The organism is Gardnerella sp. DNF00983, from assembly GCF_049244265.1.
Classification (GTDB): Bacteria; Actinomycetota; Actinomycetes; order Actinomycetales; family Bifidobacteriaceae; genus Bifidobacterium; species Bifidobacterium vaginale_J.
This window is the reverse complement of sequence record NZ_CP058392.1, coordinates 457809-471125: the sequence shown is the minus strand read 5'-3', so window position 1 is coordinate 471125 and position 13317 is coordinate 457809. Positions and strand designations below refer to the sequence as shown.

Sequence of the window (13317 nt, the reverse complement as noted above, 5' to 3'; positions counted from 1 at the left end):
TTTTAGCGCGGTAATTTCAGAAAATCAGTATTACGCAAATAATGCTTTCCAGCAGTAATGTCGTATTGTATTAAGCGATAGTCGTGAAGAAGTTGACGTGACTTCTTATCCATCTTAGACAAAATCATAGGATTACCATCGTTATCCAAATAAATTGATTGTCCTTCAGGAATTCTATCCCATCCTTGAATAGTATTTACAACAGGAGGCTCCATGGCACTCACATGCTCATGCAAACGAGTTAAGAAAGCAAGATACGGAGAAACTTTAGCGTTCATATGTAGAGCAGCTTGAGAAATAAAGAAGTTAGGAGAAGAATACTTATTAGTACGATCTACATCTTTATTTGTATTAGAATTCTCTACATTTTTGTTTGAAGATTTTTTCTCACTACGCTCTTTACGTTCCAAAGCAACTTTATTTGACCAAATAAAATAATCAGTCAAATGCAAAGACAATGAATTCTTTTCATCCGAACTTGCAGTGCCGTAAATTCCTGGCAAATGGTCACCATAAAACATAACAGTAATAGGCTTATTTAGCTTATCTAAACTATTCAAAAACTCTTGTGTCGCCTCATCAGTGTGTTGCACACCCTTAGCGTACGTTTCAATAGAAGTTTTTTCATCATCACCAAGATCAGCAGCACCATCTTTAGAAGACGCTTCAAATTCATTATTCGCATACCAATCCCTATAAGGCATGTGGTTTTGCATAGTAACAATTTGTACGAACCTAGGTTGCTTATGTTCTTTAATCTTTTCTAACGCACTCTTATATGCTGATGCGTCAGAAACATACGGTGATTTATCTATCACATCACGGTGAGCAATAACATCAGGTCCTTGCAATGCGTAGAACTTACTAAAGCCAAACTTTTTGTAATTAGTAGCGCGCAAATACATGCTCGGCTCATACGGATGGAAAGCTATAGACTTAATAGAATTACTAGAATCATCCCAATATTGATTAATAGTTGGAGACCATTGAGCATTAGGAACCAACTGCTGATACGGGCTAGTCATTGAAGGATCAAAATTAGCCATGCTCAAACCAGTTAAGGACATGTACTCTAGGTTTGCAGTACCGCCACCGTAACCAGAAGAAAGCATCAAACCACTATCCGTATGCTTCTTCAAATTGCTAATAAATGGCATTGGATTCTTGTTCAACTTCAAACCAGGAACACGTGTAGGATCAGAGAAGGATTCAGACAAAATAAGAATAAAAGTATTATCGTTCATATTTGTTGTACGAGAACGATTTATACGTTTAGCTTCATCGTTATAACGCTTGTATACAGCCTTCATAGTTTCTTCACTGTAATCAGCAGGCTTATCCATAATTTTAGGATTCACATTACGCAAAAATGCCACAATAGCACCGTTGCGTTGAGCGTCATAAACAGAATCCCACATAGCAGGATTGTCACCAAGCATTTTAGAAAAAACATTAGCCGAAGAATCAACTGTGCCAACGCCGCTAATATACCAGCTTAAATTCCCTATTAAAATCAACGCAATCGCAACACGAATGCCAGCAGAATAACGCCAATCTTTAAATCGCACAATCTTTCCATGATTTGTATCAAATATGTGCAAGCAAACAGTTGCAACTAAAAGAAGAATAAAAACGCCTAAAGCAACACCAATTACCATAGGAGCATTATCTGGCAAAAATGAAGCAATATTGCCAGTGTTACTTTTTAAAAAGTTTAAGTCCGCAGGAAGAATAGTTTCATAACGAACATTTACTTTCATATATTCAATAACAGCAATAAGCAATGAAATACTTAGAATTATTGCGCTTGATATCCAAAATCGGTTACTAATTAAAAGAATTAAACCGTATATCATCGCAACAACTAGCACGCTAAGAACAATAACAAAATTAAGTTCTCTCCAAGTTTTAGTTATTAATCCCCAACGTCCACCAGACATTGCGGAAGTCATCTCAACTCTTCCAGAGCGCTGCACACCCATTTGTACAATAATTACAGACACGACATCAACAACAAAGAAAAGAAATGCATACAGCCAATACGGAACTTTCAAGCGCAAAAATGACTTCATACTATCCTCAATAAATCACACGCATACTAATTGTTACTAATAATGTGCAAGTTTACTTATTGCTATCGTCATAACTTTTTAACAATGCATTTAAACAAAAAATAGAGATTCTAATACTTAGGACTGATTACAATATATGTTCCGATATTTATTATTTAAATAGAATAAATAATAAAAGATAAAACAAATATTGAGGAAAATTTCAGATACTAGCATTACATTACTAGGTTGGGCAAGTACTGTGCGTATATGTCGCTTAGATTAGTAACTGATACGCAATTAGACTAGGAAGTATAGGAGTCAAACATGCTGCAACTGGCAAAAGTGAGTCTTTTGCAAGGATGGCTACCAATAAGCCTTTTTAGTGTAAATGGTATTTCTTTAGTCTTGTTGCTTTTTATGAAAACAAAACGCGGCAAGAAAATGTTCCACTTACTAATACAGCTTGCAATAGGTGTAATAACATTTTTTGTCGGTGGAATAATTGCTTGGCTTATTTCCGACGTGTTTCTTGTATTCGGAGTAAGTCTTGGATGGCTCGTTATTTTTTCTATTGCATGCGGCTTTGGACTTATAGGTTTTGCAGTAACAGCACTCGTTTTCTTACACAAATGGAGGAAACTAGTTGCAGTAATAGCTATTATTTTGACATTACTAAGCACAGCTCTTCAAGTAGACATGATTTATGGAGAATACACGACAATAGGTTCAATATTTGGAATGGGCGGTTTTCCAAAATTAGAAGCTAATAGGCAAAAATCCGCATCCCTTACTATTAAGCAGTGGCGAGAATTAGCAACACAACACAAACTGCCAAAACTTCCTAAAAAAGGTATTGTCCGTTCAGTTTATATCCCTAATACTGCTTCACATTTCAATGCCAGAATAGCAAACGTATACCTGCCACCTGCTGCACTTGTTAAAGATTCGCCAAAACTACCAGTTATGGTCATGTTTGCAGGACAACCTGGTAGCCCTAATCACTTTTTTGCAGCAAGCGATATTGCAAACACTTTAGACAATTACGCAAAAGATCACTACGGTCTTGCACCTATTGTTGTAGCTCCTGACCAAAATGGCGACTCTTCACATAATTCTCTGTGCGCAGATACTCATGTGTTCGGAAAAGCAGAAACATATTTAACTGATGATGTTCCTAAATGGATACACAAACATTTACCAGTAAGCAAAGATCCTAAAATGTGGCTTATGGGAGGCTTCTCACAAGGAGGAACTTGCTCAACGCAACTAGTTCCATCTCACCCTGATATATTTGGCAGCATTTTTTCCGCCGGAGGCGAACTAGCGCCAACATATAATAATCGCCAAGAAACAATAAATCGTTATTTCAATGGAAACGCATCAGAATACAATAGACACGTGCCTAGTACGATAATGCGTAAAAATGCTCCTTTGAAACAAAATTATTACGCTATTGCAGGCTCATGGGATACTAAATCTCAAGCAAATCAAGCAACTATCGCGCTAAGCGCACATCGCGCTGGAATGAACGTTATAACCATGCTTTCTCAAGGAACTGGTCATGATTGGCACACAGTAAAAGCCGGATTAAAAATAACAATTGATCAATTCTGCAAAAAGACAGGTATTTCAAGCACTGCACCAAAACTTAATACCTACCAAAATGTACAAATTCTTGTCAACCAGCAAGTGAATCGAGACTAATATGATGCTGTCTTTCTTTCATAAACGCTGTAAGAAAAATGATTCTAACTCTAAACATTCAATAATTCGTCATGCAAAAATATTGATGCACGACTTCATAATCTGGATGCAACATAAAGTTTTCGCATTAACGCTTACGTGCATTTTTATTATTATAAATTGCACATATTGGATTGTGTTAACGCTTATGCATTTTTACACTTATGGCACAAGCGCTACTCTTGCACAATTATTTATGCGGCATCATCGCTCTAAAGGTCCAAGCTTATTCTTCGGTCACGGAAACGTCACAGAGCTGCTGATAAAAATATGCCATTCGCTTATTTTCGTAAATAATATGCCATCTCTTATGGTTAATTGCTTACTTGTTGCAGTAATTATTGGCGTTGCAGAAACTCGTATAAGCAAACTTAATATTATTTATATTTCAATATTTAGCACAATAGTTGGCATGATTGTAGGACTGACAATCATAGGTAATCTTTCAATCATTATTCGAAACATGCATTGGATTACCAAAATTCCTATTCGACTATCTCCATTCACACTGTTTATTGGCGCTTTTATGGCTTCTGCATCTTACGAATCTATTTTGTGGCGCAGAAGAACTTTAGTAATTGGATATGCTATTACTTCAGCAATGCTTCTTTATAGTGGAAATCCAGGAGATTATTGCGCTATTATTGCAGCCCTTACAGGGCACATTATTGGCAATATTATGAGCAAAACAAAAGGCGTCAAACGAAATGTAAACTGGTGGGAAGGTACAGATTACGAAATTCGTAGACTTTTTGCAGTAGCTCAAAGCATTATTGCATTAGGTCCAGTGTTGGCATTATCTTCGCGCTCTCACGCAGGAATTCTTACCAATCTTGGCTTGTTTATGTCACCGCAACTAGGCTCTAAAACATGGCTTACGCGATGCATGACAAATTACAGCACAAATAATTGTTTCCTTCATTCAGGTCTACATCACGCTGCTATTGGAGGATTGTGGATTCGCATTCTATTACCAAGCATCACATTGATGATTGTTGCGTGGGGAATGTTACGCGGACGTAGACTAGCTGCATTAACTTCTATATTTATAAACGCACTAACTGTACTGTATGCAGGAATGTATTTCACTGTTTTGCCTTTAATTGCAACAAAACAAAATATTTTGGAACATCAACACAATGCTGTCGCTGTTGCTTTTATGCTTACAGCTCTCCCACCATTATTGCTTACTATTTTGTTGATAATTAATTTAAAGCATTTTTCTGTTCATACAAACAAACTACAAGCGCGTTTGGGACTAATGGCAATTTTTATGGCATTGTACATAACTGGCGCCGGGTATGTTATTTTTGGTCTTACGATACCTGAAGACTTTACTCCATCTGCTGATATTTATCACTTATTGCGAGATTTACCAGGGCGCTGGATGCCTATGGGATTTGGAAACAGATCTAACGCAATGCTTCGCACTGAAACGCCTCTATCTTCTTTACTAGCGCAAAGCGTTGGCGTGATATTCTGGGCAATATTGTTTATTGTATGCTTTACATGGTTCCGCAGTAGCATCTCTACAAGCGAAAACGATAGAAAAAAAGCAAGCTCATTAGTAGAACTTGGCGGAAACACAATGAGCTTTATGACAACTTGGGCGAATAACCATTATTGGTTCTCTCAAAGCGGACAATCTGCAATAGCATATAGATTAAGTTACGGCATTGCGCTTACTCTTACAGAGCCTTTTGGAGATGAAAAAGAGTATTCGCAAGATATTCGAGGATTTATTAAATTATGCGAACAAAATTCGTGGTCTCCAGCATTCTATGCTGTTCACGATAAAACGCGTCAAGAACTAGAAAAACTTGGATTTACTTCTATTAAAGTCGGAACAGACATGCTAGTAGACCCTAATGTTTGGCAGACGCGAGGTAAAAAATGGCAAGATATTCGCACAGCTATAAACAAAGCAAAACGAGATGGAATTGCCGACGTACTTACAACATATAACGAAGCCTCTTGGGACATACAGCAACAAATTGTAGAAATTTCAGAAGAATGGGCAGAGTTAAAAGCTCTTCCAGAAATGAAATTTACTCTCGGCGGACTTGACGAACTTCAAGATAGCCGCGTCAAAATTTTATACGCTATTAATGAAGACGGCAGGGTACTTGGAGTAACTAGCTGGATGCCAACGTATAGGAATAATCGAATTATTGGTTGGACGCTTGATTTTATGCGTCACCGCACAGATAGTCCTAATGGGATTATGGAATTATTAATTGCTAGAATGGCAGAACGTTTAAGAGATGAAGGATTAGAAAACCCAGATTGCGCTGTAGAATTTATGAGCCTTTCTGCTGCACCTCTAGCTGGCATAAACGAAGACACGTTAAACGAAAATGGTCAAAAATCTTCTAACGTTATTAATCATGCACTAGAAATGATGTCTGACATTTTGGAACCAGCTTATGGATTCAAATCACTATATTTCTTCAAGAAAAAATTCCAACCATCCGCAAGTTCCGTATATGTTTGCTATATGGATTCTGCAAAACTAGCTCAGATTTCACTAGCTGTAACTCACGCTTATTTGCCGGAAGCTAATCCTAAACAAATACTAGAAATGGTAAAATCGTTGCGTCCAAAAAGTAGCGAAGCGAACAAATAATTTGTTAAGTTTTAGATAAACTTCGGCGAGTTCTCCCTAGTGTTGCGTAAAGTAACAAGTGCACGTCAGGGAGGTTCATCGTGTCAGAAGTAAAGCCAACCGTCGCTGTCGTAATGGGATCCTCAAGTGATTGGGAAACCATGCGTCATGCTTGTGAAATTCTAGATAAATTCCAAGTTCCGTATATAAAACGAGTTATTTCCGCACATCGTACACCAGAATTAATGGCAGATTTTGCGCATAATGCTCGCTCAAACGGTTTCAAAATTATTATTGCTGGAGCCGGCGGAGCTGCCCACTTGCCTGGCATGATTGCAGCACAAACCACGCTTCCTGTTATCGGCGTGCCAGTGCGCTCGCATGCGCTATCGGGCTGGGATTCATTGCTTTCAATAGTACAAATGCCAGGAGGTATTCCTGTTGCAACTACTGCAGTCGGAAACTCTGGAGCAACAAATGCTGGATTGCTTGCTGTAAGCATTCTAAGCACAACTGATAATCGTCTTGCTGAAGAACTAGCAGAATATCGCAATGATCTAAAAGAAAAAGTCGAGGAATCAAATGCCAACCTTATCTGAAGTCACTAATGGCGCTGTTGAACGTTTAATGCCAGGAGCCACTATTGGAATTATTGGCGGCGGTCAGTTGGGGCGCATGATGGCTATTGCAGCTCGCCATATGGGTTTTCGTATTGGTGTTCTCGATCCAACGCTTGACTGCCCTGTATTCCAAGTAGCAGATTTACAAGTTGAAGCTAATTATGACGATCCTGAAGGCTTGCGTGAGCTTGCAGAGCGTTGCGATGTATTAACTTACGAATTTGAAAATGTTAACGCAGATGCACTTGATAAAGTTCGTCATTTAACAGCAATTCCTCAAGGAACTGACTTGTTACGCGTAACTCAAGATCGCGTAAGCGAAAAAACGTTTATCAATAGTCATGAAATCGAAACAGCTCCATGGCGTGAAGTAAATAATTTAGACGATTTAGATGACGCTATTGACGAAATAGGCTTGCCAGCAATTCTTAAAACTCGTCGCGGCGGCTACGACGGTCACGGTCAAGATGTTTTGCGCACAGAAGAAGACGTTGCCAATATTCACCATCGTGCGGATCGCGGCGGAAAATTCCCTCCTTCAATTCTCGAAGGTTTCGTCGATTTTGCTTTCGAAGCGTCGATTCTGGTTTCCGGAAATGGCAAGGATTTCGTAACTTATCCTCTAGTAAAAAACGTGCATCACAATAGTATTTTGCACATGACTTTAGCTCCTGCAGTAGTTGATCCTGAAGTTGAAAAAACAGCTCACGAATTAGCTTTGCGCTTAGCTAAAGGATTCGAGCTGGCAGGAACGTTAGGAATTGAGCTTTTCATCACTAAAGATAATCGCGTAGTAGTAAACGAGCTTGCTCCTCGTCCTCACAATTCTGGGCATTATACTATTGAAGCTTGCGATATGGATCAATTCGAAGCGCATATTCGCGGTATTGTTGGCTGGCCTTTAAAGAAGCCTAAGTTGCTTTCTCCTGCTGTTATGGTAAATGTTCTTGGACAACATGTAGCTCCTACGCGTTCGCTGATTTTGGAACATCCAGAATGGCATATACACGATTATGGAAAAGCTGAAGTTCGTAAGAATCGCAAAATGGGTCATATTACTGTGCTATGCGATAATCCTGTTGAAGCAGCAGCTGCATTGGACGCAACAGGCTGCTGGGATGACGAACTAGACTAAACAACGAAAGGACGTGAAATGCCTAGCGAGCCTATGCGTAGACATACGAAGCAAAAAGAAATAGTACTCTCCTACTTACGCGAATCTCGTAATTTTGTTTCTGCACAAGATTTGCACAGAATACTCGCTAAAAACGGAGAGATTGTTGGCTTAGCAACAGTGTATCGTCAACTTAATTCTTTAACTCAAAACGGCGAAGTAGATACCGTGCGCTTTAAGGGACAGCAATTATTCCGTATTTGTGATGAAAATACTCATCACCATCATTTAGTGTGCGAACGTTGCGGGAAAACAGTCGACATTGAGCCGCCTGACGATGAGGGATGGATTCATAAAGTAGCTGAATCTCACGGGTACACTGTTGTGGATCATACGCTAGAAGTATTCGGCTTATGCGAAAGCTGCCGCGAAAAAGATAAGTAACCTGCACGCGTCTTTAAGACGCGCGCAGACCTCGCTTGCGTGCAAAGCACACCGTGCTTTGCACCCCGAGCAAGCTCGGCACTCCGAGTTGCTTTCGCGCGCTAAATCGCTGCGCTCAAGCAGGTCGTCAGCGCACACCAATCACAGCAGAATTACTAATGAACTACCACACGAACCTGCCCTGCCTTCGTCAATCGAGACGAAGGCAGACCTCGCTTGCGTTGAAAGCACACAGTGCTTTCAACCCTGAGCAAGCTCGGCACTCCGAGTTGCTTTCGCGCGCTAAATCGCTGCGCTCAAGCAGGTCGTCGCGCACGCAGTCAACCATCTGCACCAGTAACAAAAAACGACCAAAACTTTACAGCGGTGTAAAGAAACGGTCGCCTACGCGCGAAAAAACGGCAGAAACTTTACGCACGTGTAAAGAAAAAGCCGTTTACACGCCTTAATCCGGCAGAAACCGTACAGCAGTGTAAAGAAAAAGTCGGCTACGCGCCAAAAAACGGCAGAAACTTTACAATCGCGCTGCTAGCGAATCGATACACGCGTTAAATATTTTTGCAGTCAATAGAAAATGTCAAAAACATCTTGCGATTATGTATTTTCGACAGTTTTGGCTTGCGTTTTGTTTATTCCACCAAACGATTTGGTATTTTCGACATTTTAGTAAGCTGCAAAAATCGTAGAAAACGCTTGGAACGCAGCGCTCAGGCAGGTCGTCAGCGCACACCAAACACAGCAGAATTACTAATGAACTACCACACAAACCTGCCCTGCCTTCGTCTCTACTGACGAAGGCAGACCTCGCTTGCGCTGAAAGTACACCGTGCTTTCAACCATAAGCAAGCTCGGCACTTTTAAAAAGCCCGAAATTCTTATAATTTCGGGCTTGGTAAAACACAAAACAAAAACCAAAAACAAACCAACAAGAACACCCTGCACGCGTCTTTAAGACGCGCGCAGACCTCGCTTGCGTGCAAAGCACACCGTGCTTTGCACCCCGAGCAAGCTCGGCACTCTGAAAAATCTTGAAATGCACTATGCTATTTCAAGATTTCATCGTGCCCCCGACGCGACTCGAACGCGCAACCAACGGATTAGAAGGCCGTTGCTCTATCCTTTGAGCTACAGAGGCAAACAAATGGTTATTATACCAAAAAACTACTATCAACGCGCCATAAAATTATAAATATCAAACGTTTACATAAAAATTGTTATTCAATAATCCACGCAAGTGACATCAACACTGCAAGGAAGAACACATTGACAATAGTATACGTGAGCAAATAACGCCCACGGTAATGCGAATACTGGTGCGTAATTCCCTTATAAGAAATAAGCGAAGCCATAGAAGCAATCAAAGTACCCATTCCACCAAGATTCGTGCCAATGATAAGAAGCTTCCACTGGTCACAGAATCCAGAAAGCAGAATCGTCGTCGGCACGTTGCTAATAAATTGGCTTGAAGCAATAGAAACTTCCATCGGATGCGTGCCAACCCACATTTGCGCAAGATCACTAAATCCAGGAACTCGACGCATATTGCCAATAAAAACAAAGAACATAATAAACGTGAGCGGCAAAGCCCAATCTAAAACACGGAATACGTGACGGTCGCAAACAAGAAAAGCTGCAACCATAATAAGCACCATAATCCAGTCAGGAATCCAACCACTAACACCACACAAGCAAACAACAAACAGCAAACTATAAACAGTAACACGCCAGCGAGTAAAACTCATGCCATAGCCCATAACACGAATTTCATCAGGCTGCGGATGACCATGCGAAGGAGCCAACACACTTTGCTCAATATCATCACCATGCAAACCTGCAAACTGGTCAACTGTGCGCGACTTAAAGAATACGAATGCAAACACGATCATCAACAGTGCTGCTGTAATCGTATAAGGAGCCATAATCTTCAAAAAATCTTGCGTAGACATATGAGTCAACGCCTTTAAATACAGATTGTGAGCATTGCCAATAGGAGTAAGCATACTTCCAACATTGGCACCAATGGTCATAAGCGTAATTACAAGAATTGACTGCTTTTCAGCATTCGCCATTACGAGCACAGATAATGCAAAAGGCACAAAAGTAACCAAAGCAACGTCGTTCGTAATCCACATTGATGAAAAGAATGTTAGCGACATAAGCACGAGCACCAAGCCGCGCTCAGTGCGCACATGCCTTAACAAACGCGCACCAATAGATCGAAACACACCAATGCGCTGGAATCCGCACACAACCATCATAAGACACACTAATTGCGAAATAGTGTTGACATGAATATAACTTAAATATTGCGGATCTGGAGGTACAAAAAAACAAGAAATAATTGCTAAAATTGCGGCAACAATAAGAATGGTTTCACACTTGACCAGATTCAACAGCCAGCGCTTCATCATTCCTCCGTAACGCAATAGACACAATGATTCTATTGTACTAGAAACCCAGTCCCACAATCGGGTTAAATTCCCGACAAAATCGTTGCAATAACAATAAATTAGCAAGTATTAATAGCGTGATTTAGCCTAAAGTAGCTAACACAAAATTCCGCCCTTTTTTATGACACGCGCATCGCAAAAAATTGCGTTTAAAGACAAGATTGCGTATATCATATTAAAACAAAGAATTTGTTGTCTACACAAGAAGCGAATTATGGCAGAAATAAATAAAACAGAAGATCAAAAGCTTGAACAAAAACTTGCTCGTCAAATGCATCTTCGTGAAAACCACAAGCGCAATACTGCAGATTTAGTTGTTGAATGCTTGGTAAACGAAGGCGTTGAAGTAGTATTCGGTATTCCAGGTGAGGAAAATATTCCGCTTCTTGAAGCAATTGAGCGCGATGGACGAATTCGTTTTGTGCTTACTCGCCACGAGCAGGGCGCCGGTTTTATGGCAGCAACATACGCTCATATTACTGGAAAACCGGGCGTATGCTTGGCAACTCTAGGTCCTGGCGCATTGAATTTAACGCTTCCTGTAGCTCAAGCAAACGCAAGCACTACACCGCTTGTAGCGATTTGCGCACAAGGTAACGTTTCTAGGCTTTATAAGGAATCTCACCAAATTATTGATTTGGTTGCGCTTTTCCAACCGATTACTCAATGGTCTTCTATGATGCTTGCTCCAGAATCTGCGCCGGAAATGGTTCGAAAAGCTTTCTCTATTGCCGGTCGCAACCGTCCGGGAGCCACGTGCCTTGTTATTCCCGAAGATATTAGCGAAATGCCGGCACCTGACGACGCAAAGCCTCTTCCACTGCCGCATCCTTTGCATATTATGCCAGCGCCAGACACTATTGAAGAAGCTGCAAAAATTATTAGTCAATCAAAGCAACCTATTATTTTGGCTGGAAACGGCGTTGCGCGCTCTCACGCTGAGGATCAGCTTCTTGCGTTTGCTGAGCAGCTTAATGTGCCAGTTGCAACTACTTTCGAAGGAAAGGGCGTTTTCCCAGATAATCATCCTAATGCACTTGGCGTAGTCGGCTTCATGCATCGCGATTACGAGAACTTCGCGTTTGACACTGCTGATTTGATTATTGCTGTCGGCTTCTCAATTCAGCAGTTCGACCCGAAGAAAATCAACCCAAATATTGATAAAACTATTATTCACATCAATACTTTTGTGGAAGATACCGATGCACACTACCCTACTGCGCTGAATATTATGGCGAATATTGGCCAAACGCTTAAAACTCTTACAGAAGTATTAAAGACAAGCAACATCACTTTCGACGTAAGCCACCCACGTATTCGACAACTGCTTACGGAAGAATTACATTCTTGCGAAAACGACGAAAGCATGCCAATGAAACCACAGCGCGTAGTTTACGATATTCGCCGCGCTGTTCCTGAAGGCACGAAGGTACTTGTAGATACAGGCGCTTTGAAAATGTGGATGGCACGCTTGTACCCAACTATGCACCCGAATACTTGCATAATCGACAACAGTCTTTCAACTATGGCTTGGACGCTTCCGGGCGCTGTTGGAGCTTCGTTTATTCGCGATAATTCCGGCAAAATTAACACGAAACCGGTTTTGGCTGTGATGGGCGACGGAAGCTTTATGATGAACGTGCAGGAAATCGAAACTGCAGTGCGCGTTGGAAGTCGCATGGTTGTTCTTGTTTGGGAAGATAACGCGTACGGCTTAATTAAGTGGAAGATGGAGCTTCACGCAGGCGAGCACGAGTACGTTGATTTCCATAATCCGGACGTGCCAAAACTGGCGGAAAGCTTTGGCGCGCGCGGTCACGCTGTTAAAAAGCCAGAAGATTTGTACAACATGCTTCGCTCGGCTTTGGAGCAGGAAAGCGGAGTGGACGTGATTTCTTGCCCAGTTGATTACAGCGAGAATATGAAGCTTATTGAAAAGCTCGGCGATATTGACTTTAGTAACTGAGTTTCAATAAATTTTTGCAAGCAAAAGGCCACGCAATCACACTAGATTACGTGGTCTTTTGTTTGTATTTTTAGTATATTTCATTTTACGATTTGCTTGAAGTGGCGCGAGTTTTGGCTGGTGTTTGGCTGGCGGGTTTCTTTGTGTGGCTGTGTGAGATAGGAATTACTTTTAGCCGTGGCGCGAGTTTCGGGGGATTTCTTTCCTCGCACGTCCCGTCCTTCGGGCGCTCTGGCTGCTAAAGACGTTTAGTGTGTTCGCTTTTCTTTAAAGAATGTAGCTTCTCAGTCCTCTTTTAGTGCTCGTAAAGAAATCCCCCAA

Annotated in this window: 8 protein-coding genes and 1 tRNA gene; 6 read left to right on the top strand and 3 right to left on the bottom strand. The window is 41.0% G+C overall.

All coding sequences use genetic code 11. From position 1 onward, the window contains the following. Window positions 1-2: 2 nt before the first annotated feature. Complete coding sequence (locus tag HXT34_RS01635; RefSeq protein ID WP_421785170.1) at window positions 3-2072, bottom strand: LTA synthase family protein; 2070 nt, start codon at window positions 2070-2072, stop codon at window positions 3-5. Between the two features lie 306 nt (window positions 2073-2378). Here HXT34_RS01635 and HXT34_RS01630 point away from each other — a divergent pair, with 306 nt between their 5' ends. From HXT34_RS01630 to HXT34_RS01610, 5 genes are all read left to right on the top strand, one after another. Then, window positions 2379-3758 carry an alpha/beta hydrolase gene (locus HXT34_RS01630; RefSeq protein ID WP_415687973.1) on the top strand — a complete coding sequence of 460 codons (1380 nt, stop codon included), beginning with the start codon at window positions 2379-2381 and terminating at the stop codon, window positions 3756-3758. 1 nt (window position 3759) lies between these two features. Next, the gene (locus HXT34_RS01625; protein ID WP_421785168.1) at window positions 3760-6423 is read left to right on the top strand and encodes a bifunctional lysylphosphatidylglycerol flippase/synthetase MprF; all 2664 of its coding nucleotides are present in this window, start codon (window positions 3760-3762) and stop codon (window positions 6421-6423) included. 113 nt (window positions 6424-6536) lie between these two features. Next, complete coding sequence (gene purE, locus HXT34_RS01620; protein ID WP_415687009.1) at window positions 6537-7001, top strand: 5-(carboxyamino)imidazole ribonucleotide mutase; 465 nt, start codon at window positions 6537-6539, stop codon at window positions 6999-7001. Then, a complete protein-coding gene (purK, locus tag HXT34_RS01615; RefSeq protein WP_415686629.1) occupies window positions 6985-8157 on the top strand; it encodes a 5-(carboxyamino)imidazole ribonucleotide synthase in 1173 nt (390 codons plus the stop codon). Before purE ends, purK begins: the two co-directional genes overlap by 17 nt. Before the next feature lie 18 nt (window positions 8158-8175). Next, on the top strand, window positions 8176-8580 hold the full coding sequence (locus tag HXT34_RS01610) for a Fur family transcriptional regulator (RefSeq protein ID WP_391495901.1): 405 nt from the start codon (window positions 8176-8178) through the stop codon (window positions 8578-8580). Window positions 8581-9642: 1062 nt separating this feature from the next. Here HXT34_RS01610 and HXT34_RS01605 read toward each other — a convergent pair. Next, window positions 9643-9715 (bottom strand) — tRNA-Arg (locus tag HXT34_RS01605). Between the two features lie 79 nt (window positions 9716-9794). Then, window positions 9795-10988 (bottom strand): SLC13 family permease, encoded by a 1194-nt coding sequence (locus HXT34_RS01600; RefSeq protein ID WP_391496478.1) that lies wholly within the window; start codon window positions 10986-10988, stop codon window positions 9795-9797. 313 nt (window positions 10989-11301) lie between these two features. Here HXT34_RS01600 and HXT34_RS01595 point away from each other — a divergent pair, with 313 nt between their 5' ends. Then, complete coding sequence (locus tag HXT34_RS01595; RefSeq protein WP_421785408.1) at window positions 11302-12996, top strand: acetolactate synthase large subunit; 1695 nt, start codon at window positions 11302-11304, stop codon at window positions 12994-12996. The last annotated feature ends 321 nt before the right edge of the window (window positions 12997-13317 follow it).